The organism is Alkalicoccus luteus (genome assembly GCF_012034335.1).
Lineage (GTDB): Bacteria > Bacillota > Bacilli > Bacillales > Salisediminibacteriaceae > Alkalicoccus > Alkalicoccus luteus_A.
Genome location: NZ_JAATHJ010000007.1, coordinates 47236 through 69007 on the forward strand (window position 1 = coordinate 47236; position 21772 = coordinate 69007).

Annotated in this window: 20 protein-coding genes; 3 read left to right on the plus strand and 17 right to left on the minus strand. The window is 46.6% G+C overall.

The genetic code is table 11. The features are described from left to right. The first annotated feature begins 1 nt into the window (after window position 1). Together parC and HCN83_RS06665 are read left to right on the plus strand one after the other, a co-directional pair. The gene (gene parC, locus HCN83_RS06660) at window positions 2-2419 is read left to right on the plus strand and encodes a DNA topoisomerase IV subunit A (protein ID WP_168005672.1); all 2418 of its coding nucleotides are present in this window, start codon (window positions 2-4) and stop codon (window positions 2417-2419) included. A gap of 145 nt (window positions 2420-2564) precedes the next feature. Further along, a complete protein-coding gene (locus HCN83_RS06665; RefSeq protein ID WP_168005674.1) occupies window positions 2565-3371 on the plus strand; it encodes a tyrosine-type recombinase/integrase in 807 nt (268 codons plus the stop codon). A 145-nt stretch (window positions 3372-3516) separates the two neighbouring features. On the opposite strand, the gene HCN83_RS06670 is transcribed toward HCN83_RS06665, so the two are convergent. The 9 genes from HCN83_RS06670 to HCN83_RS06710 all read right to left on the minus strand — a co-directional run bounded on the left by HCN83_RS06670 (window position 3517) and on the right by HCN83_RS06710 (window position 11805). Further along, a complete protein-coding gene (locus tag HCN83_RS06670) occupies window positions 3517-4005 on the minus strand; it encodes a flavin reductase family protein (RefSeq protein ID WP_168005676.1) in 489 nt (162 codons plus the stop codon). Window positions 4006-4085: 80 nt separating this feature from the next. Next, the gene (locus HCN83_RS18735) at window positions 4086-5057 is read right to left on the minus strand and encodes a glycosyltransferase (RefSeq protein ID WP_168005678.1); all 972 of its coding nucleotides are present in this window, start codon (window positions 5055-5057) and stop codon (window positions 4086-4088) included. A gap of 55 nt (window positions 5058-5112) precedes the next feature. After that, window positions 5113-5508 (minus strand): DUF2203 domain-containing protein, encoded by a 396-nt coding sequence (locus HCN83_RS06680; RefSeq protein WP_168005680.1) that lies wholly within the window; start codon window positions 5506-5508, stop codon window positions 5113-5115. A gap of 18 nt (window positions 5509-5526) precedes the next feature. Next, window positions 5527-5958, minus strand: coding sequence for a DUF2231 domain-containing protein (locus tag HCN83_RS06685; RefSeq protein ID WP_343033663.1), 432 nt, complete (start codon window positions 5956-5958; stop codon window positions 5527-5529). A 70-nt stretch (window positions 5959-6028) separates the two neighbouring features. After that, window positions 6029-6451 (minus strand): DUF4395 family protein, encoded by a 423-nt coding sequence (locus tag HCN83_RS06690; protein WP_168005684.1) that lies wholly within the window; start codon window positions 6449-6451, stop codon window positions 6029-6031. After that, the gene (locus tag HCN83_RS06695) at window positions 6448-7188 is read right to left on the minus strand and encodes a Cof-type HAD-IIB family hydrolase (RefSeq protein ID WP_246238120.1); all 741 of its coding nucleotides are present in this window, start codon (window positions 7186-7188) and stop codon (window positions 6448-6450) included. The genes HCN83_RS06690 and HCN83_RS06695 overlap by 4 nt, the downstream gene beginning before the upstream one ends. Before the next feature lie 18 nt (window positions 7189-7206). Beyond that, window positions 7207-7425, minus strand: coding sequence for a hypothetical protein (locus tag HCN83_RS06700; protein WP_168005687.1), 219 nt, complete (start codon window positions 7423-7425; stop codon window positions 7207-7209). After that, on the minus strand, window positions 7422-10976 hold the full coding sequence (locus tag HCN83_RS06705; protein ID WP_168005688.1) for a dynamin family protein: 3555 nt from the start codon (window positions 10974-10976) through the stop codon (window positions 7422-7424). The genes HCN83_RS06700 and HCN83_RS06705 overlap by 4 nt, the downstream gene beginning before the upstream one ends. 25 nt (window positions 10977-11001) lie before the next feature. After that, window positions 11002-11805 (minus strand): SDR family NAD(P)-dependent oxidoreductase, encoded by an 804-nt coding sequence (locus tag HCN83_RS06710; RefSeq protein WP_168005689.1) that lies wholly within the window; start codon window positions 11803-11805, stop codon window positions 11002-11004. A 62-nt stretch (window positions 11806-11867) separates the two neighbouring features. Between HCN83_RS06710 and HCN83_RS06715 the strand changes: the two genes are divergently transcribed. Next, window positions 11868-13226 carry a hypothetical protein gene (locus tag HCN83_RS06715; RefSeq protein WP_168005690.1) on the plus strand — a complete coding sequence of 453 codons (1359 nt, stop codon included), beginning with the start codon at window positions 11868-11870 and terminating at the stop codon, window positions 13224-13226. Between the two features lie 49 nt (window positions 13227-13275). Here HCN83_RS06715 and HCN83_RS06720 read toward each other — a convergent pair whose 3' ends face one another. The 8 genes from HCN83_RS06720 to HCN83_RS06755 all read right to left on the minus strand — a co-directional run bounded on the left by HCN83_RS06720 (window position 13276) and on the right by HCN83_RS06755 (window position 21631). After that, window positions 13276-13479: a KOW motif-containing protein gene (locus HCN83_RS06720; protein ID WP_168005691.1), complete on the minus strand. Its 204-nt coding sequence runs from the start codon at window positions 13477-13479 to the stop codon at window positions 13276-13278. Between the two features lie 73 nt (window positions 13480-13552). Continuing rightward, window positions 13553-13852, minus strand: a complete 300-nt coding sequence (locus HCN83_RS06725) for a hypothetical protein (protein ID WP_168005692.1) — start codon at window positions 13850-13852, stop codon at window positions 13553-13555. Between the two features lie 104 nt (window positions 13853-13956). Continuing rightward, a complete protein-coding gene (locus HCN83_RS06730; RefSeq protein WP_168005693.1) occupies window positions 13957-16101 on the minus strand; it encodes a type IA DNA topoisomerase in 2145 nt (714 codons plus the stop codon). 60 nt (window positions 16102-16161) lie between these two features. Continuing rightward, window positions 16162-17019, minus strand: coding sequence for a CvfB family protein (locus HCN83_RS06735; RefSeq protein ID WP_168005694.1), 858 nt, complete (start codon window positions 17017-17019; stop codon window positions 16162-16164). Between the two features lie 105 nt (window positions 17020-17124). Beyond that, complete coding sequence (gene ilvA, locus HCN83_RS06740) at window positions 17125-18384, minus strand: threonine ammonia-lyase IlvA (RefSeq protein WP_168005695.1); 1260 nt, start codon at window positions 18382-18384, stop codon at window positions 17125-17127. A 309-nt stretch (window positions 18385-18693) separates the two neighbouring features. Continuing rightward, window positions 18694-19407, minus strand: a complete 714-nt coding sequence (locus tag HCN83_RS06745; protein WP_168005697.1) for an exonuclease domain-containing protein — start codon at window positions 19405-19407, stop codon at window positions 18694-18696. After that, window positions 19404-20354: a DUF294 nucleotidyltransferase-like domain-containing protein gene (locus HCN83_RS06750; RefSeq protein WP_168005699.1), complete on the minus strand. Its 951-nt coding sequence runs from the start codon at window positions 20352-20354 to the stop codon at window positions 19404-19406. Before HCN83_RS06750 ends, HCN83_RS06745 begins: the two co-directional genes overlap by 4 nt. After that, window positions 20354-21631 (minus strand): ammonium transporter, encoded by a 1278-nt coding sequence (locus HCN83_RS06755; RefSeq protein ID WP_168005701.1) that lies wholly within the window; start codon window positions 21629-21631, stop codon window positions 20354-20356. The genes HCN83_RS06750 and HCN83_RS06755 overlap by 1 nt, the downstream gene beginning before the upstream one ends. Window positions 21632-21772 lie beyond the last annotated feature (141 nt).

The window sequence follows — 21772 nt, forward strand, 5'->3', positions numbered from 1 at the left end:
TTTGGCTGAGAAAGAGCGATATCTCGACCTTCCGCTCGAGGAAGTACTTGGAGACCGATTTGGCAGATACAGTAAATACATCATTCAAGATAGAGCACTTCCAGACGCAAGGGACGGCTTGAAGCCGGTGCAACGGCGTATTCTGTACGCCATGTATACGGATCGGAACACATCTGATAAACCGTTCCGGAAATCAGCGAAGACTGTTGGTAACGTTATCGGTAATTACCACCCTCATGGGGATTCTTCGGTGTATGAGGCTATGATCCGTCAAAGTCAGCACTGGAAAATGAGAATGCCGTTAGTGGAAATGCACGGGAATAATGGATCAGTAGACGGCGATCCGCCGGCTGCCATGCGCTATACGGAAGCCCGTATGGCAAAGCTGTCAGAAACGATGCTGACCGATATTCATAAGCAGACCGTCGATTTCATGCCCAACTTTGATGATTCCCAGGAGGAACCGGTGGTATTGCCTGCTCCGTTCCCAAATCTTATCGTAAACGGCTCTACAGGTATCTCCAGCGGATACGCGACCGATATTCCGCCGCACAATCTGGGAGAGGTTATCGATGCGGCTGTTAAGCTGATAGATCAGCCCGATGCATCAATCGATAAACTAATGGAAACGATTAAAGGCCCTGATTTTCCTACCGGCGGTATTATTCAAGGCGTCGAAGGAATCAGACAAGCATATGAAACCGGACGAGGAAAAGTAGTCGTTCGAGGAAGAGCTGAAATAGAAGCGCTTCGCGGCTCCAGAGAACAGATCGTAATCACGGAAATTCCATTTGAAATTAATAAAGCTTCACTCGTTAAAAAGATGGACGAACTTCGCATTGATAAGAAAGTAGAAGGAATTGCGGAAGTCCGGGATGAAACAGATCGTACCGGGATGCGGATTGTAGTGGAGTTGAAAAAAGATGCGGATGCGAAAGGCGTATTGCATTATTTATATAAAGCAACAGATTTGCAGACGCAGTTTAACTTTAATATGGTTGCAATCGCTGATAAAACTCCTCGGCTGATGAGTCTGAAATCCCTGTTGGAAGCTTATCTTGTGCATCAGAAACAGGTAATCATCAGGCGGACGAATCACGATCTTCGTAAGGCAAAAGAACGTGCGCATGTGCTTGAGGGACTGATTAAAGCAGTTTCCATTCTTGATGAAGTGATAGCAGTTATCCGCTCTGCCAATGACAAACAGGATGCCCGCAGAAAGCTGCAGGAGGCGTTCTCATTCTCAGAGGAGCAGTCGGAAGCTATCGTTATGCTTCAGCTCTACAGACTGACGAATACGGATATTACAACGCTTGAGAAAGAAGCAGAGCAGTTAAGAAAGAATATCGAGACATGGGAAGCCCTGCTTGGATCAGATAAAAAACTGGCAGCTGAAATGAAAAAGGAGCTGCGGAGCATTAAAAAAGACTTCAATGATGAGCGCCGGACGGATGTAGAAGAGCAAATTGAGGAAATTAAAATTGATCTTGAAGTTCTTGTACCGCCTGAAGATGTACAAATTTCGGTATCCAAGGAAGGGTATTTAAAGCGCTCGAGCATTCGCAGCTATACAGCCTCCAATGGTGAAGCCCCTTCAATGAAAGAATCTGACAGGCTTCTATTCAGCGGGGAAGTCAATACTCAGGATACTGTTCTTCTCTTCACGAAAAGCGGCTCATACGCCTATCTGCCTGTGCATAAAATTCCTGAAATGAAATGGAAAGACGCAGGGCAGCATCTGGCAAATATCATTTCGATTGATAGTCAGGACAGCATTGTCGCTGTAAGCGTAGTAAAACAGATTAAAGATGCTGTTGGCTACTATACGTTCGTGACGAAAAAAGGTCTTATTAAGCGGACACCTGTAAAAGATTACGAAGCGCAGCGGCATTCGAAGTCTCTGATGGCTGTTAAAGTAAAAAAAGAGGATGAGCTCATTCAGGTGCTTGAAACAAACGGTAATACTACTTTGACTATCTCAACTCTGCACGGCTACAGTCTTACTTTTTCAGAAAATGAAGTAAGTCCAACCGGTCAGAGAACAAGCGGGATGAAGGCCATTAATTTAAAAGATGAAGACTCAGTGGCTGGTGCATGTATTCAAAATGGAAGCAGCTCTCTGTTAATTGTCACTAACCGCGGAGCAGTGAAGCGCATGCTGCCATCTGTGCTTGAAACAGGATCGAGAGCATCACGAGGCGTGCGTATTCTTAAGGAGCTTAAGAAGAATCCGCATCGAGTTGTATTCACAGCTGCTGTCAGCGGGGATGACGTCATTGCGATTCAAACAAACGACGGAGTAGTTGTAGAGCAGAATGCAGCCAAAGTCAGGCCCAGTGACCGTTACACGAACGGAAGCTTTGTCGTAGATGCAGCTGCAGGCGGAGGAATAAAAGACGTCTGGATTTATCGAAAATAAAAATTGAAAATAGGGGAGGCAGCAGTTTAGTCTCCCTGACTTTTTCATAATGATTGACTTAATTAAAGTATAATAGTATACAGTATTATACCACTGTAAATTATATAAAAAATATATAGAAACAATTAACAAAGGAGGGGAACTGATGCCTTTCGGCTATAGTCAATTCTTGCGTAAAGAGGGATTTAAGACTGTTACTATAGATGAGCATGTTCGTTATCTGGAGTACTTTTTTGCTTACGTCGATGCACGTTATAAACGCAGAAAAGAACTTTTTGAAATAACGCCTGCTGACATCAAAGATTTTTTACACTCGCGTACCGATAGTAAGCCGCAGACAATCAATAAAATTATCAGTATCTTGAAACGCTTTTTTGATTATGCGTGGCACGAAGGAAAAGTAGCAGTCGATCCGGCGCAGAAACTCGCATATGCTGCGATTGAGATGGAAAGACTTGCATCACCAACTTATGAAGATATATTAACTATGGAAACCGCTTATTTACAATCTGAAGAACCAATAAAAAGAAAATGTATTTTTATATTAACCGTAGCAGGGCTTCGTCCTGATGAATTTGCGATTAAGATGGATGAAATCATTGTTGAGGCAACTAAAGTTAAACTATTTATCAGCAAGCAAGCACATGAACGCATTTTAACGTTCTTAGATAAACGAGCTGAAGTTTTAACGCAGTATATAAACAGCCGCCATGGATATATTTATTTACTGTCATCAACTGATCGAAATGGGACGGAGAAGCCTTTACAGCGAATGACGCTGACTATCAATCTGCAGAAAATATCTGAGTTTTTTCAGCTTGAATCGTCACTGACAACGAATACAATCAGAAGAGCAAAGGCTCATTATTTGTTACAATCTATGACATATGAAGATGCTGCTGCGGAGCTTGGGATTGATAAAATCAGTTTAATGAAGCTCACTGCAGATTAATGTTTATTTCATCTCAATTTCTGAAGTAATCTTTAGTTTTGAAACATAGTATTTGTTTCACTTGTTGGTTCGCATAATTTATATTATGTAAACTAGAATGGAATAAAAAACAAAGAGCAGTTTTTCAACTGCCCTCTTCGTCTGATTACTTCTCGTAAAACGTATCCGGAATGGCACCGAACGTGCGCTGATGATAAAGCAGCGGCTTTTTACCTGAATCATCTGTATCTTCTACTTTACCGATCAAAATCGTATGGTCGCCCGCATCAATCGTCTGAAACACGCTGCATTCCAGCAGACCACTGTATCCGGCAATAACCGGCAGTTCTCTGGATGACGTTTTCCAGTCAACCTGGCTGAACCGGTCTGTTCCTTTTGTTGCAAAAAGCATGCATATGTCGCCCTGATCTGCAGCAAGTGTATGCACCGCAAATCCTTTTTGGTTTACAAACTCATCGTGTGTAGACACATTTTTATCAATCGCCCAGGATATGAGCATTGGATCCATTGAAACAGATGTAAATGAATTTACCGTGAGTCCTACTGGTTCTCCTTCAGCAGTTGCTGCAGTGACGACCGTCACACCGGTCGGATAATTTCCCATAATACTTCTGAATGTTGTTTGATCTGCCATGATAGTCACTCCATTCCCGTCTCAGTTTCATTTTTTTTCTACAATTCTACTTTATCATGATAATTGAACGATTGCGAAGATCACGCAAATTTACGGTACCAGCTGGTGATCATTCGCTGTTCAGCAGCTGGATTATGTCTCGTCCGGGCTGTTTCAAGAGCTGCATCTGAAAGTGCTTGATAGATTTTTTTATCCTGAAGGCTTATCAGTGCAGTTACAAATGATGACTGATCGTTAAACACAAACCCATTAATTCCGTGCTGAATAACTCCTTTATTCCCGTCAATGTCTGAGACCAGAGCAGGTCTGGCTGCTGCCATTGCTTCTAAGAGCGCAGATGACTGCCCTTCACTGGAAGAGTGATTGATCACAGCATGATGTGATTCGTAAAGTGTCTGCATTGACGACTGATTAACGGACGGCATAATTGTTAGCCAGCTGCACTCAGCTTCCAGTTCATCAAGCCTGGTTTTTTCTGCCTCTTCCAATACTGGACCAACTACGGTAAGCGTAAGCTCACTGATTACTTCTCTTGCTTTCGCACACGCTGCAACTGCTTCCGGAATTTGTTTAATTCGCCTGATTCCTGCTGGGATTAATAATTTAAATGGGGGCGGTTCAGGTGCTGAAGCTACCTTCACATGAGGCACTGATTGAGGAAGCACCTCTGTTTTCGCTTGGAATTCAACTGGAATTTTTTGCTTCATGTATTCATCAAAAACATGGATGAGCGATGCTTTCTTCAGAACTTCAACTACAGCTGGATGCCGGTCACTGTTGTTCAGGTCATAATTAATGTCTGTGCCCGTGATTGTGATAATAAAAGAAGCTCCCTCTGTCATATGTTGCAGCACGGGATAAAATTTAAAGGCGTGAAAACCGTGAACAATATCCGCTGCGCCTAATATGTCAGCATTCAGCTTGCCCGTAGTATCCATCGCCGTAACTTGAAATCCTGCCGCAGCCGCAGCTGTCTCAATACGGTCTGCTGTTATTTTGTTGCCTCTCTGCACGTCTAGGTGCGGGGCAGCTATCACCAATTGCGTCTGCACGAATGATACCTCCAAACGAAAGACGCTGCAGCGCTTGCAGCGTCAGTCTCATACTTTATAGCGGACGCCTTCCCTCATATCCGTCCTTTGGATAATGAAAAAACGCAATCCTGTCTTCCCCTTCTTTCCAGCAAAGCAATATCTCTTTCTTACCTTTAAACGATGGAAAGTCAACAAGCCCTGGTTCAATTCCTTTTAGCTGAGCTCCGCTATTCTGAATATTTGAAACGTGAAGCTGAGCCTGCATTTCAATAAACTCCAGCTGACACTCCAGTTTAAATAGATAACCAGTTTGTGTCGTTACGTGCTCCGTCTTATTGTCTTTAATGGAATGATATACGTTCCACTTCTCGTCAAATTCGTCCTGAATTGATTTAAGCTGATCAATCTCACGCTTAATCATCGGAATTAATCTGTTCGCCTGCTCGACGGTAAAATATTTTTTAGCCATACAGGGCACCTCCCGTAGTTATATTCCGTCATACATCATACGTCCTGCATAGTGACCAGTGAGGAAAACGAATACAGCACCCAATACAGCAAGAAGGGCAAGCCCCCAGCGGATATACGTGCTGTCTTTAATGATATTAAATGCAATCCCGATATTAAGAATAATATAGGTGATCAGTGAATAAAGAGCAAATTGCTGATGCAGTCCTAAAAATTCTCCTACGGAATCTCCGTATATCTGAATCGCCGTGCCTACTGCTGCTTCTCCGGACTGATAGGAAATAATGCCGCCTATCGTACCGATTGTCACTACCCAAAGCGCTGCCCGGTCATAAAACCACGGCCTCCAGAGTGACAACAGTACAAATAATGTGCCTACTACCCAAAGTGCGACTGGCACATGTACTATAGCAGGATGTAACGGTTCAGGAATAATATACAAAACAACCACCTCTTAAACGTTGTGTTCAATCATTGTTCATGTTTTGTATATACCCTAACTTGTGAGAAGTAAAACATAATCAGGAAGGCTGTTTTCGACGGTGGCGCCACATGAGCCATTTGAATCGGATTTTACACCCTATGCAATAACCGCAGAGGGCGGCAGCAGATGCAGCTGTCACCATAAGCGCTGAAATCATGCCCCAAACAGGTTGTCCTGCTGCAAATAAGCCGGCAGAAATCGTTAAAAGTGTGAGGGCAATAGACTGATTAAACAGCATCTGTCCTCTCTCTTCCTGCGGCCAGCTTTTGCTGCTTCCGGCTAGCTTCATCACCGGCTTAGCGAGCGGGTTCCACCTGAACAGCACAATCGAGGCTGCGGGTACAAGGGCAGCAGCCAGAAAATAGGGATGTACAACAGCCCCGGTAAATGAACCAACTGCAATGACAGCTTGCGTTGTCCGAACGACAGGCTGCGGTATTCCGTTTGAACGGACGGTCATGAAATCACTCCGTACTGTTTAAATGCCTGAACTATACCATCTTCATCATTTGTGCCTGTTACAAAGTCAGCATGCTCTTTTACTTCATCCTGTGCATTGCCCATCGCGACTCCTGCTCCTGCGCGCTGGATCATTTTAATATCGTTTAAACTGTCTCCGCAGGCCATTACTTGGGCTATGTCCAGTTTCTTGCGTTTTAAAACATGTTCAATTGCATTTGCTTTATGAACTCCTGATGCGTTTACTTCAATATTTAATGGGTGTGAGTTGCTGATCTCTAATCCGTCATAGCGGCTCAGCTCCTGAAGAATAGCCTCGCGCACTTGATAATCATCAAGATCATAACCAAATTTAAGCCACTCTTCAGACGCAATGTTATCAGGCATTTCCCGCTTCCACACCTTTGAAGTCGAAGCAGCCCAGTGTCTCGCTTTATAAGTGTGCTTAAGCTCCCACATCATCTCCACGAGGTCGGTATTCAATGGCCGGCGATCCACAAGCTCAGGTCCGGGAAACAGCCAGATTTCGCTGCCGTTTCCGGTAATAATATATTCATTTAGGCCGAGCGCTTTCGCATGGTCCTGTGCAGCCGGAAGTGACCGTCCGGTAGCAATCATCACATCGACCCCTTTACGGGATGCTTCATGAATCGCTGAACGGGTTTTATCGGTCACATGGTCCTGGCTGTTAAGCAGGGTGCCGTCCATATCGAGGACGGCGAGTTTAATTTCTGTCATTTTATCATCCATCTCCTTTTACCAGTAGAAAAAATACAGTACTACACCTGCTATGGCCGGGATAAACCCTACGGCATACAACCCAATCAGCAGTCCGAAGTGCAGTTTTTGCTTTTTTTGATTTTCGTAGCCCTCATCTTCCGGATTTCTTGCGACTTGAATCGTCCAGAAAAGTGCGATGATACAAATGATCAAAGCGGGAATAACGTAGATCATCATGTTCTCGGATGCACTCATATGAAGCTTCCTTTCTCTTCAGGAGCCGGTATATGCTCAAGTTTTTGTTCCAGAACGGCAAGCTGATCCGGATCGCTCAGCAGCTCCAGACGTTCTTTCTCTTCATTCAGCTGTTCCGTTACCGCCTGACGGCACTGGACAGCCAGCTCCTTTAACCGTGATGCGAGTTCCTGTTTCGCCTGATCCTCCTGTCTGCTAAGAACGAGTGTCACTTTTTCTTCTGCCTCTCTCAGCAGCTGCTCTTTCAGTTCTTTAGTTTTATTTTGTTCGAAAAATTCACGCTTTGACTTCGCGTATTTTTTATATTGTTCAGGATCCTCGATAAGCTGTACAGAAGGCAGTCCTGTATCAATCTGAACCGATATCGGCGGCTGATCAATGGAAATGCCCTCGACTCTGCCTTTTAACTCTGCTTCGTATTCCTCGAACCAGCGCCTTACGATACGTTGAACGGCATAATCCAGTCTTACTGCGGCTGCGGCCCACTCCTGGCGGAGAAATTCTCTTCCTGACGCTGCCCAGTGGCTGACAGCTTCTTTCAGCTCCTGCTGCAGCTCTCGTTTTGAGTCTGCCTGCAGCACCGAAACGTTTACTGCTTCTCCATAGTAATCGTTTAACACGTACTGCATCCGCTTCCGTAAATAAAGTGCAAGCTGCTCCAGTTCTTTTTCTGCATCCCGAATCATATACTGAAACGATTCACCGCTGATGTCATCGATTGCAGCGTTCACTTCTTTAGCACGCTGAGCAGAAAGCTCCGTCCGGTCATCACTTCTCATAAGACGAACATATTCAGTCATTTCATGTTCTGCTTCACGCACGCGGTCATGCATCACATCGACCGCAATCTGCCGGAGCTGTGCAATAATCTGCTCATAAAAGTGTTCTTCAAACTGTTCAAAGGAATCGTCGTCCAGTGCTTTGTCAAACGCCCCGCGCGAGGACACACTGTAAAGCCTTGGGGCACCAAACCCGCCGCGCTTTAACTGTGCAAGAACGTGCTCCTCCACTTCTGCAAGCTCCGCCTCGTCGCGGGCAAGATCAGATGCATTGAGTACGAAATACATTTTGTTTTCTGTAAAGAACTGATTGATGCTGCTCAGTTGCTGCAAAAAGTATTCATCCGATTTTGAGAATGCGTGGTTGTAATACGTCAGATAAAAAATCGCATCGGACCGTTTCAGCTGATCGTATGCAACGTTCGTATGCCGTCCGTGAATCGAGTTCACCCCTGGTGTATCTGTGAGCGTAATACCCGCCTCCGTAAGTCTGCATGAATAGTATATCTGAATTTCCTTAATGAGGCATGCTGTCTGCTCAACAGCGGTGAAGGGTGCAAGACTGTCCGCGCTTTCGGTTTGAACCGTGCCAAGCAGGTTTGCTTGCTCTCTGATTGCCACCTGAAGAATCTGCAGATAATCGGCAGCCGTCTTCCTGCTTTTGGACAGTGAACCAAGAGAGCGTGCATTCCATTTTGGAAGCGAATCAATATCGAGATCCAGCTGAAGAGACTGGGCTACCGATTTAATTTCATCAGAAAGCTCTGTACGGTTTTTAAAGATAATATCTGCGTCTCCGTGCTGGTGGCTGCCTTCCGGTTTACGGACAGTATTAACTGTTGCTGTTGTCGGGTGAGGCGAAACCGGCATAACTGCGTCTCCTAACAGGGCGTTTGCAAAACTCGATTTTCCCGCACTGAATGCCCCGAACAAAGAAACCGTATATTCCGCTTTTGTAACAGCATCTGCTGCCTTCAGCATCCGTTTTGCCGACCGTGCAGTTATGACCGAGTATATTAAATCGGATGCCCAGTCCCGCACTCGTTCTGCCTCCATTAAAGGATGTTCAGTGAACAAACGCTGCTGGCTGAAAGAAACAATCTGACGTTTCGTTCCTTCAGGTTTGACAGAGAGTTCGATCCCTTTCCAAAGCTCCTGATCTTCATCGGGAACGGAGGCGGAATCAGTATCTGCGATAAGATCCGATAAAGGCTTCACTGCACCTGAGCGGGGCTTATAAGCCTTTGCCAGCTCCAGCAGCTCCTTCTCTTCTTCATTGATCGACATCATCCGGCTGTGAAGCGATTCAATTTTTGAAAACTGATTCATTTTTTCGGAAAGCAGGCGGCTCTCTTCGCTCATTTTGTCCTGCAGCCCTTCGATATAAAGCTGAAGCAGTTTATCTGCCTGCCGCCTGACAGAAGTAACGATTTCACTGTTCATTTGCTTGGAAAGCGTATATAAATATTCACGGTTGACCGATTTTGATGTCACCTTATCAGCAATAAACGACGGCTCCACGCTAATGTCGAGCTTATTCATTTCCTCAAGAAACGTATCTTTATTCTGAAGACTCCGCACCGGAACGGTCCGGAAATAATCCTCAATATAATATAAAAGCTGAGACTTTAAATTGTCATTGATTTCAATTGTAAGCTGACTCAGGCGATTATCTTGTTCTTCCTTCGTTTTTTTGGAGCTAAACAGCAAACCTACTTTGAATCCTGACTGTCTCGATTCTACATATTTTTCTAACAGCTCCATCGTATGGTAGGGGAGCAGGTGCACATTCTCATAAAGGCGCTTTAAAGCATCTTCATACTTTTCAGTGGCAGCTTCAGCAAAATGGTCCAGCTTCTCTTTTTCCTGAGCGAGACTTTCTAATTCGAGAACGTTCTCTTTCGAGTATCCTTCCCTGTTTGCCTGTTCATACACCATTTCACGTGCTTCCTCCATGTCATGTCGAATACGCTCTGAAAGCGATTCATAAAATCCTTTTTGCAAAGCGGCTTCCGCGGATCCGGAGAAGGAACTGCTTTGCTGGAGTACATTGAACAGCTTGGCCCGCAGCTGATCAAACTGATTCAGTGGGTGATCGGGCACTTTCATGGATGTGAAATAAATCGCAGTCGGCTGAATATGCCAGAGGCGGAGCGTCTCCTCGACCTGTTGCAGGAAAGCATCTGCTGAAAGCTCTGAGTCGTGATGCTTGTCTACCTGGTTAATCACAATAATGACCGGCTTTGCTGCTTGTGTCAGCTGTTTCAGAAAATGCAGGTTCGTTTCTGACTGCACGTGATTATAATCCATGACGTAACAAACAGCATCCGTTGAGTAAAGCTGTTCCATCGTAACAGCAGCATGTGTCGGATCCGTGGAGTCAACGCCCGGGGTATCCACGATAACGCCGTTTGCAGATAAAAAGGAAATCGGCGCTTGAATACGGATGTGCTCGATCGTTTCCCCGTCTCTGCCCCATTCACCAAGCCTGTCCCATGGAAGCTCCTTTTCAAACCGCTTCAAAACAGCGCCGTCCGGACCGGACAGTTCAAGCGCTGTTTCCCCTTTTGCAATTTTAATGATATTGGCGCTCGTCGGAATCGGGCTGGTCGGTAAAACCTCAGCACCAAGCAGGCCATTCAGCAGCGTTGATTTACCGGCGGAAAAATGTCCGCAGAAAGCCAGTTCAAATATACCATTTTTCTGTTTTTGTTCTATTTTTTGCAGACGTTCCTTCTCCAGGGCCGTCAGTTCTAGCGTCGATTGTTCCAAATCATGCCACTCCTTCCATCCTGTTTCACCGGAATATCCGGCTCATCATCCGGGTAATATTGTCTTCACCGAACAATCTGTTTATCATGTGCAGAAAAACAGATTTTCGTCCGCATATGTATAACGGCTTCGGATTTGCACGCCGGTCTATATTCATTATACACGTCAACAGCCCGGACTTCTCCGGGCTTTTGCGAATTTCTGAAGCGCTAGCCGACAGTTTCTGCTCGAGCTTTTTGTATGGTCCTCCGAGCAGCACCGCTTTTTGCCTGCCTTTCTGCCAAATGCGGGATTCCATACTGTCAAGCTCCACGTAAACAGAAGCAATCTGCTGAGGGGCTAATTCGATATGAAGACTGCGGCTCAAACTGTAAAGCGCTGCTTTCGATGCCCCGTATACAGCAATGCCCGGAAAGGAGGTTCTGCCGCTGATGCTTCCGATATGGACAATCGCCGAAGGTGCAGCTTGTCTGAGCAGCGGCAGCATCACCGTTGATAAGGCCGCGGCAGCAGTCACGTTTACTTGAAACTGCTGCTCCATGCGCTCTTCCGAAATGGATGCGAGCACGCCACCCTCACAAATGCCGGCATTATGAATCAGCATATTAAGCTTTCCGGCGTTGTTCTCAATCGATTCAAACCATTTTTTTCTGTCTGAAACCGATGTGATATCTCCAATCAGAACCGACATTCCGGCTTTTTCCAGCTCCAGCTTGTCAGCAACGTTGCGTACAGTTGCATACACGTTATTTTCCTCAGCCAGTTTCATCGCGGTAAAGCGGCCTATTCCAGATGAACAGCCGGTAATCAGTATCGTTTTCTGCTTCATCCTACATCTTCTCCTTCCTCATGCTAAAATAGGTATCAGTCTAAAAGGAAAGGACCGTCGCTATGCCGGATATCATACATAAATTAACAGGTCCTGCTGCTTACCTGATGGTACTGCTATACTTAATCGACAGTATTACGCCCGTCGAGCTGTATGTTTTATACGGTATTCCCGCTGCTTTGCTGCTGTTAATCAGCATGATCTACATCACGATGCCTGGAAGGATCATTATAGGACTGCTGCTCGCAACCGGGATCGTTCTTCACATCCAGCTGTCCCTGCCGGCAGCTGTCTGGATTGAAAGCTTCTCGGCTAATGTTAACATTCTCGGCCTGTTTTTGTTCGTTCCAATTATCGGCTGGTATATGAGCTATACCGGGTATTTGGAAGATTTAAAGCAAGTGATCGTCAAGCGGGCGCGGGAAAAGGGATCAAAACCGTACCGGACCAGTTTTTTTCTCATGCTGACTACCGGTATGCTGCTTAACTTCGGAGCGATTTCCTTGATCAGACAAATTGCCGACGAAAGCTTTCAGTCGTTTTATCCAAAAAAACTGACTGTTCACTTGATGAGAGGTTTCGCAGCTTGTATGCTCTGGTCACCGTATTTCGTTAATATCGGTCTCGTGCTGTCGATCTTTCACGTGTCCTGGTTTTCCATTGGGTGGGCGGGATTGAGTCTTGCAGTCGTTTACAGCATTGCAGCCGGCCTTTTTTTAAAAGTTCTCTCGTTCTCGGATGACCCGCCGGCTGTCAATCAGGCGGAAGCTGGCCGTAAAGCAAGCCTGCTGCCACTGCTCCGCTTCGCAGCTGTCTTTGTCATCCTCTCTCTGACTTGGTACGGTCTCGCAGAACAGTCAATGATCGCAATCGTCAGCTGGCTCGGGCTGCTTGTGCCGATAAGCTATGCTGGTATCAAGGGAGAGCTCCCGGGCTTCTTTCGCGAGTCAGCCGGCTACATCACAAGCGCGTTTTCAAGACTAAAAAATGAAATTGCTGTGTTTATTGCAGCCGGATTTTTCGGAACGGCCCTGTCTTTTACCGCAGCCGGAGCGATTGTTACAGATATACTGCTTGAGCTGACAGGCGGCTCCGTCCTGCTCTTAAGCTTTATGATTATGGGTGCCACTGCAGTGCTCGCCATGATCGGTATTCACCCTGTTGTCATTATAATCGGTGTCGGAGGATCGCTTAACTATGAGGCTGCTGGGATAAGCGCAGAGTATGCGGCGATGTTGCTTGTGTTAAGCTGGACGTGCGCTACCCAAGTATCGCCGTTCTCTGGTCAGATGCTCATGACAGCCAGATTGATCGGTGTGCGTCCGATCGAGCTCTCGAGGCAGAACGCAGCCTTCGTTACAGCTAGTGCCATTGCCTCCGGCTTACTTCTCTATTCATTCCATGCGTTTGGACTTTTGTAAAACTAAAAGGGCTGTCTCCACTATTCCAGGAGACAGCCCTTTTTCATGCTCACGCTTTTTCAACGAGTTCGTATTCCGTATGACGCAGCACGGTTCTAGGCTTAGCACCGTCTGCATCCCGTTTTTCAAGCTCAATCGAAATAGATTTTGTGTAAGGAGAGATGACCTTTGCAAGCTCTCCTTTATATTCTCCTGCAGTAACGAGCACCTGGTCGCCTGACTGCACTAATACTTCCTGCTGTTCTTCCGACATGCTGCTTTCCCCTTTCCTGCGTGACAGTAATCATTGCAAATAATACCTGCTATTGAACTGAAAATCAACCAGTTTACGTTCGGGAGCTTGAAATCGTCATCGCATCAAAGTTCAGCTTTGCTCCGGTCTTAGAAAGAAAGTCCAGTCCGATGATCCCGTCAGCTTCCATCGGCTGGAGTTCAGCCCTGTAATCGCTCACTTTTAACGGTCCAATACTAAAAGCATCCAGCACCGGGTTATCTGTAATGGCTTCATTGAGTATCGTCTTGGCAGAACCGGTATCAATCATTACCTGAATCGTCCTGTATTCGCCTGCTACTTTAAGCCGTGCTTCTGTAAAAATCCTTCCGCCTTCCAGTGTAAGGTGCTTCATCGTGTCATCCTTTCTGTCAAAACGTTATAAACCTTTTCCAGTTTCTATTAAATCAGAAACGAGCTTTTATTTCACCTATTAATGTGCCGAAAATGAAAATCCGCTCACATCTGTTTATCTGAAGCAGTATCAAATTGAATTTTCTGCTTCTCTTTATTCCACACGAGTCGGGCTTGAAACGTTGTTTCTCCTCGTTTAAATCCTTTAATAAGATCGGTGCTGCCCTCTGATAGAAGTTTTTTAATCTGTGCACGGGAGATCGATTTGGTTAGTATTTTTTTTGAAATCGAAAATCCGCAGTTTTTCTTTTTATAGTTTGAACAGCCGACAAACGTACCATAATCGAGTGCGGTTCCGCTGCAGAGCGGACATTTCCCTGCCGAAGCTGGTCTTTTTGCTGCCTTTTTCTTCGTCTGAACGGAAGCCGTTTTTGGAAACGGCTTTTTTTGCGCCTGTTCCGGAACTGTTTTCACTAAATGCTGAACGAAGGAAGTAACTTGCTCAATAAAGTAGGCAGATCCTTTTTCAGCTGCCCCGATTTCTTTCAGTCGTTTTTCCCACTTTGCCGTCATTTCAGGAGATGCTAACAGCGTACCTTCCACTGCAGCTGCGAGTGCGCGGCCTTTTTCCTCTATATATACGCTGTTCTGGCTTACTTGAATATAGCCTCGCTGCTTCAGCGTCTGAATGATACCCGCTCTCGTTGCTTCTGTCCCGATGCCTTCCGTTTCTTTTAACACAGAAGCATCTTCCGCGCTAAGCAGTTTTCCGCACGTTTTCATCAGGGTAATCAAATCACCCTCTGTATAGCGCTTAGGAGGCTGGGTCTGCTTTTCGAGTACGTCGGTTTTGCTGACATGTACCTCTTCTCCTTTTTGAAGCGGCGGACCGCTTCGATCCTGTGCTTTAACAGGCAGAACCTTCCGCCAGCCTTCGTCAGTCACAGATTCAAAACTTGAAGCGTAAACAGCTTCATCCGAAACGGTTGTTTCCACTTTTTTCGTATCCGACACTCTTGGAGGATAATGGGCCGCTAACACACGTTTCACTATCATGTCATACAGCTTTCGCTCGTCTGGAGGAAGCTTATCAAGATTCGGAACTTCTTCCGTTGGAATGATAGCATAATGATCGGTCACTTTTTCTGGTTGAACGCATCGCTTATTCTGGCGCAGGTTTGTTAGCGGGAGCGGGAAATAAGCAGTGTACTGCTGTTTTTTTCCCAGTAAAGCTACCGCCTTCTGCACCGTATCAGCCTCTTCAGCCGGCAGATAAGGGGAATCCGTCCTCGGGTAAGAAATATACCCTTTCGTGTAGAGACGCTGGGCGGTATCCAGTGTCTTTTTCGGCGCGAACTTACTTGCTTTATTCGCCTCTGCCTGAAGGGAAGACAGGGTGTACAGTAAAGGATGCGGAATGCGCTTCTTTTTTTCGTCGAGCTTGGTAACCTTGCCGTCCCTTCCACAGTCAGCTTTCGCTGCAACGTCAGCTTTTTGTTTATCCGAAAAGGCATAGTTGTTATCTTCGGTTATGAGCCGGCCGCGGTAGGAGCCTCGTTCCGCTTTGAACAAAGCTTCTACTTCCCAGTAAGTCTCCTGCTGAAACGATTCCATTTCCCGTTCGCGATTATCAATCATGCAGAGGACAGGTGTCTGCACCCGTCCGAGCGAAAAGACGTCAGATGAACCGGATTGCTGAAACAGAAGCGTGTAGAGTCTGGAGGCATTCATGCCGACGAGCCAGTCCGCATACGCACGGCTGACTGCCTCTTCATAAAGCGGGTACGTATCCTCATCCTTTATTAACTGCTGAAACGCCTGCCTCACTGAAGCTGGAGTAAGGGATTGCACCCAAAGTCGCTTTAACGGCTTTTTCACGTTAATTTGATCGAGGATTAATCGGATGATTGCTTCTCCTTCCCGCTCCGCATCCCCTGCGTGTATGATGAGCGATACATCCGATCGGACCACGAATCGTTCAATCACCCTGAATTCTTTGAACCGCTTCACTTTATATTCAAAACGATCCGGGATTATAGGGAGCGTTTGAAGTGACCAGCGTTTCCAGTCGCTTCGATACCCATCGGGCGGAATCGGTTCCACGAGGTGCCCGATGGCCCATACGACAGCTGCCCCCTCCGGAAAATCCGAAGAGGGAGGCAGCAGCAGATGGTCTTTTTGTCGTACTGGATGAAACGGTGCAGCAAGCTTGGAAGCCTGATCCGGCTTCTCTGCAATAATGAGATACATAAGCGCCTCCCGAACGTACGTTTGATATCAGTATACCGGGAAGCGGCAGCTTGCGCAAGATTATGAATCTGATCGTTTTTCAGTCACTCCCGGCATTTGTCTGATCCGTTCTTCTTTCATCAGTTTTCCAAGCCCCCGCTTAAAGGCAGCTTTACTCATACCAAACGCAGCTTCAATTTCTGCAGGAGTTGACTTATCTGTAAACGGCATTTTCCCGCCGCGCTCCTCCAGAATTTCCATGATTTTTTCGGCATCCTTTGCCTGGGCAGCCGTCCGCTCATCCCGAAGCGTCACGTTGATCGTTCCGTCTTCCTTTACATCGATGACACGGGCTTCGAGCAGCTGACCGAGCCGCGGGTCAAAAACAAGCTGGCTGTCGTGTATGAACGCACGTACGCCTTCTTCAGTAACCATGGCACAGCCTGCTTCCTTAATAGAATAGACGTGTCCCTTAACGGTTGTACCGTACCACTTGCGGTCGGCTTTATCTCGCTCTGCGTCAATAACAGCTTCATAGACAGGCAGTGCTTTTAAGCGCCCCATGCGATCGTGTCCAAGGCAGACAAACAGCTTATCTCCCTTAGCGGGCCAGCGGGTTTTATCCTCTGGCAAGTCGTCTTTGGAAACGAGAATATCTTTTTCCAGTCCAATGTGTACGAACACGCCTGCATCAATTGAGGACACGACGTATGCCCAGTCGTAGGCTTCTGTCGTAATCGATGGAATATTCATCGTAGCCTGAAGTTTACCTGCTTTTGTTTCATAAACAAAAATGCGCACGTCTTTTCCGACCGGACCGGTAATCTCTGCTTCCGGAAGCAGAAACTCCTGATCTGCAGCAGAGACGAAAACCCCTTGTTTTGTATGTCGCACAAACACCGCATCATAAATGGATCCGGATATAGGCTGCTGATTCATGATTGACCTCCTGTAATGTCTGAGTACTGCCTGAACGCAAAAAGAAAAGAGCCTTTTTTCGCGACCTACCATCGCGGAAGTACCGGCTCTTTCCTGACGCTCCAGTTAAATAAGCAGATTAAACAGATCTTCATCTTTATTGATTTCTATATAAGCAAACCCTTTTTTGTCCATTCTGTCAATAAGCGAGCTGTAATCTTCCCGGAATTTTAACTCGATGCCGCACAGCACCGGTCCTTTATCGCGATTATTTTTCTTCGTGTACTCAAAACGGGTAATATCATCCGTCGGTCCTAACACATCGATCAAAAATTCACGCAGTGCTCCGGCACGCTGAGGAAAGTTAACAATAAAATAATGCTTCAGACCTTGATGAATCATCGAGCGCTCTTTCACTTCCTGCATGCGGTCAATATCGTTGTTTCCGCCACTTACGACGCACACGACCGTTTTACCACGAATTTCATCGCGGTACTCATCCAATGCCGCGATCGAAAGTGCACCCGCAGGCTCTGCCACAATCGCATTTTCATTATACAAATTAAGCATCGTCGAGCAGACATGCCCTTCTTCAACTAGCGTGATGCCATCCAGAATGCGCTTTGAAATTTCGTACGTGACTGATCCGACAGTCTTTACAGCTGCGCCGTCTACAAACTTATTGATTTTCGCAAGCGACGTCACCGCTCCGCGTTCTAACGACGTCTTCATGCCAGGGGCTCCGGCGGGCTCCACACCGATAATTTTAGTTCCAGGTGAAATTTCCTTGAAGTAAGTTCCCACACCAGAAACGAGTCCGCCTCCACCGATCCCCATGAAGACGTGAGAAACCGGAACATCGATATCCTCTAAAATTTCCATGCCTACCGTGCCTTGACCGGCAATCGTCCGTGCATCATCGAACGGATGAATGAACGTCATGTCTTCTTCTGCTCTAAGCTTATCCGCAGCTTCATAGGCATCGTCAAACGTGTCTCCTGTAAGCACGACTTCCACAAACGGTTCACCGAAAAATTCCACTCTCGAAACCTTCTGGCGCGGGGTAGTTGAAGGCATAAAGATTTTACCGCGGACACCTAATGCTTTACAGGAATAAGCCACCCCCTGAGCATGATTGCCTGCACTTGCACAAACAACGCCACGCTGCAGCTCCTGCTCAGAAAGTCCCTGCATCAAATTATATGCTCCACGCAGTTTGAACGACCGGACGACTTGAAGATCCTCCCGCTTCAAATAAACATCGGCTTCATATTTATCCGAGAGGATAGCATCCCGCTGAAGAGGCGTTTTCACGACTACATCTTTCAGCGCTTGATGCGCAACCAGAATATCTCTCACCTGTACGCTCTGTTCGGTCTTTTCCATGGCAGAAACTCCTCTTCGTTCAAAATATTATGACTAATCTTATCACAGGTAGAGGCTGGAGAAAACAGCGTCGTTACAACAATTTAAAACAATTCGAAATGTAAGCGCTGTCTGCCGTTTTAATCTCCTTGTATTTTGAAAATCATGTAAGATTCACTAGTATCGTTCCGGTTCATGAAAGCGAACATGCCTCCGTTTGTGTTGCTGCACTATTATAGTAATAAAACAAACAGCCGGTCCTCCGAATTAAACGGATTACCGGCTGCTGTCAGCACTCGTTTTCATTGCTTTGTAAGCTCTCCATACTCCTTATGCTTTTTCGGCCGCTTGCTTATACATGTCGGCCAGTGTGTAAATACCGTTGCGCGCACAGGAGTTACATGCCGATGTCCAGATATCAGCTGTCGATTTTGCATCATGCAAAGCATGGTGACGCCCCTCAGGCTCAATCTGAAAATAACGGCAGAATTCCTCCAGGGACGCAGCCTTTTCAAGCTCCGTTATATGCATGACGGCAAACTTCGTATCCACTACTCTTCGTGAAAGCTTCATTCGGTAAAGTTTCCAGAGCGTAGCGTTTAAAAATGCCTTCTCATGAGCAGAGTGATGTGCTACCAGCGTGCTGTTGGATGAGAAGGCCAGAAAGTCCTTGACGACCTCGGAAGCAGGTTCTGCATCCAGCAGTTCCTGCTTTGTCAGACCCGTCAGTTCCAGCACCGCTTCAGGCGGCTGCTCGGTAAAGATCGGGGAATAGAACATTTCTCTTTTCCCGTTTTCTATTCTGACCGCTCCGATGGAAAGTATTTTATCGCCTTTGGCCGGTGAGAAGCCCGTCGTCTCAAAATCAATTACGGTCACCGGAAGGTCCTGCAGCGGAATCGTCAATTCCTTTTGATCACGCCGGTCCCGTTCAAGCTGTCGTGCATATGCAGCAGCTCCTGCGCTGCTCCCCCCTTTATGATCGTAAACAGCCCCGCCCGCGAATGCACCGAGCGACCGCTTCCATCTGTCCAACATGTTCATGTGCGATCACGCTTCCTGTAGTATGTGGTTATCTCCTTATAGATTCGTTTTCCTTCTTTCATAAAATGCTTTACATGATCGGTCTCATCCCTGCTCAATTCGTTGACTTTGAGCAAATGAATCGTATCGTAGGAATCTTTTTTTGACACGTGCTGCTGACGAAACGTAAGTGCCTCTTCAAATACGCCGGCAGCCCGTTCTCCGCCAGCGTCCTTCGGCAATGCGCGAAGCCTGTCAGGCGTATGCTGGTGCTTGACGTTTTCCATCACGGCGCCAATACGAGCTGCATGGACGAACGGAAACAGAATAGATTCCTTGTAATTCATCTTACCTTTGGAATCAGTCAAAATCTGACCGAAAACGTTTCGACGCTTTCGTCGGAAACTCGTATTGTCGATGAGGCGCTGCTGCAGCTCCGGTCTGAAGCGAACGGAATCGGTGATAATCTGCTTCAGCTTTTCTGCGTGACCGAATCCGCTGAGCGTTCTTGCATCCATAAAAATCATTAAATAACGCACAGCTTCCCAGTCAGGGTTCTGGAGCCAGTCAGACAGCTGTTCCTCCATTGATGCCGTACTCCTGCACCAGAGCGGATTGCTGCTCATAACATTTCCTTCACAGTAAGGATATCCGGCTTTATTTAGTGCTTCTGAAATGTTTTCACCAAGCCTCAGATAAGCATCGCTTTCCGTACTTCCGTCATACAAAAGACCGTGATCCTGATCGCTAAATGCAGCTTGTTCACTTCTCCCGGCACTTCCCATGACGTAAAAAGAGCACGGGGACGGGAGCGGACCATTCTCTTCTTCAAATTGTATCAGCTGCTCTTTATACAGCTTTTCTACTTTCCAATCGTGCAACTCATTCACTTTTTCCCAGGAAACGGAAGGATCCTGCAGGGATAATCCCTGCAGGAACTGGTCGTCTGAAGCAGTTATCTGCTGCATCATGCACCGTGCTTCTTCACACTGTCTGCTGCTTTTTCCATGTTTTCAGGATAGCCGTAGCTGCCGTGCTCACTCATATCGAGACCGACAAGCTCTTCTTCCTCAGATACTCGCAGACCGCCCAGTACTTTGTCGAGTACCTTCAGAATAATGAAGGCGACTGCAAATGCGTACAACCCTGATACAGCAACACCTGTGAACTGAACGCCCAGCTGCGTTAATCCGCCGCCGTAGAATAGACCTGGAAGGCCGCCGTTCATCGCCGCAAGGTCCGGAGTAGCAAAAAATCCGGTGGATAAAGTGCCCCAGATTCCGGCAACACCGTGAACGGAAAGGGCGAAGATAGGGTCATCAATTTTCGCTTTATCGAAGAACACCATGCTGAAATGTACGATCAGGCCGGCAATAACACCAATGATAACTGCGGCCCAGGGTGCGACAAAAGCTGTCGAAGCTGTAATCGCTACGAGGCCTGCCAGCGCACCGTTCAGCATAGTCGGAATATCGTTTCTTCCTGTCATAGCGGAGACGATAAACATTGCTGCAATCGCACCAGCTGCTGCTGCAAGCTGAGTAGTCAGCGCAACGTAACCGAAGAATGCACCGTCGACGCCGAGCGTGGATCCGCCGTTAAAGCCAAACCAGCCTACCCAGAGAATTAACACACCGAGAGCTGTATATACCTGGTTATGCCCAGCCAGATTATTTGAAGTGCCGTCGCTGTTAAATTTACCGATACGAGGCTTTAAAATAATCGTTGCAGCCAGTGCTGCCATTGCACCAGTTAAGTGCACAACGGTGGATCCTGCGAAGTCCTGTTTACCTAAACCTGCGAGCCATCCATCGCCCCAGATCCAGTGTGCAACGACCGGGTAAATAAATGCGGAAAATGCGATGGCAAATAAGATATAAACAGATAATTTCGCACGTTCTGCAAATCCGCCAAATGCGATCGTCAGCGCGATGGCAGCGAATGCCAGCTGAAAGATAAAGTCAACAGATCCGGCAAGACCATCTACGGTAGATTCAAAATCACCATAGAAGAAATCGGACATTCCGATAAACAGGTTGCCTTCCCCGTAAATAAAACCGTACCCGACTGCCCAGAAAACAAGTGATGCAATCCCTACTGTAAAAATCGTTTTACCGGCAATATGCCCTGCGTTTTTCATTCTCGTTGATCCGGCCTCGAGGAGTATGAATCCCCCCTGCATCAGCAGGACTAGAGCAAAGCATACGATAATCCATACATTATTCATGAGAAACATTTCGTCCATCCCATTCACACTCCCTGAGTTTATTTCTGTCAGCTAATGTGCCAACAGCTATGTACCTCAGTATAGCGCCGGAATTATCTGACACAACGAAATTGTCAGATAATATAACATGGTATTTCACGTACGTTTATCCGCGATTAA

Bases quoted from the DNA above. Each gene is read 5' to 3' on its own strand.
- HCN83_RS06665 (WP_168005674.1), top strand. From the start codon at position 2,565: ATGCCTTTCGGCTATAGTCAATTCTTGCGTAAAGAGGGATTTAAGACT.
- HCN83_RS06670 (WP_168005676.1), bottom strand. From the start codon at position 4,005: ATGGCAGATCAAACAACATTCAGAAGTATTATGGGAAATTATCCGACC.
- HCN83_RS06680 (WP_168005680.1), bottom strand. From the start codon at position 5,508: ATGGCTAAAAAATATTTTACCGTCGAGCAGGCGAACAGATTAATTCCG.
- HCN83_RS06690 (WP_168005684.1), bottom strand. From the start codon at position 6,451: ATGACCGTCCGTTCAAACGGAATACCGCAGCCTGTCGTTCGGACAACG.
- HCN83_RS06695 (WP_246238120.1), bottom strand. From the start codon at position 7,188: ATGACAGAAATTAAACTCGCCGTCCTCGATATGGACGGCACCCTGCTT.
- HCN83_RS06700 (WP_168005687.1), bottom strand. From the start codon at position 7,425: ATGAGTGCATCCGAGAACATGATGATCTACGTTATTCCCGCTTTGATC.
- HCN83_RS06710 (WP_168005689.1), bottom strand. From the start codon at position 11,805: ATGAAGCAGAAAACGATACTGATTACCGGCTGTTCATCTGGAATAGGC.
- HCN83_RS06715 (WP_168005690.1), top strand. From the start codon at position 11,868: ATGCCGGATATCATACATAAATTAACAGGTCCTGCTGCTTACCTGATG.
- HCN83_RS06720 (WP_168005691.1), bottom strand. From the start codon at position 13,479: ATGTCGGAAGAACAGCAGGAAGTATTAGTGCAGTCAGGCGACCAGGTG.
- HCN83_RS06725 (WP_168005692.1), bottom strand. From the start codon at position 13,852: ATGAAGCACCTTACACTGGAAGGCGGAAGGATTTTTACAGAAGCACGG.
- HCN83_RS06730 (WP_168005693.1), bottom strand. From the start codon at position 16,101: ATGTATCTCATTATTGCAGAGAAGCCGGATCAGGCTTCCAAGCTTGCT.
- HCN83_RS06735 (WP_168005694.1), bottom strand. From the start codon at position 17,019: ATGAATCAGCAGCCTATATCCGGATCCATTTATGATGCGGTGTTTGTG.
- ilvA (WP_168005695.1), bottom strand. From the start codon at position 18,384: ATGGAAAAGACCGAACAGAGCGTACAGGTGAGAGATATTCTGGTTGCG.
- HCN83_RS06745 (WP_168005697.1), bottom strand. From the start codon at position 19,407: ATGAACATGTTGGACAGATGGAAGCGGTCGCTCGGTGCATTCGCGGGC.
- HCN83_RS06750 (WP_168005699.1), bottom strand. From the start codon at position 20,354: ATGCAGCAGATAACTGCTTCAGACGACCAGTTCCTGCAGGGATTATCC.
- HCN83_RS06755 (WP_168005701.1), bottom strand. From the start codon at position 21,631: ATGGACGAAATGTTTCTCATGAATAATGTATGGATTATCGTATGCTTT.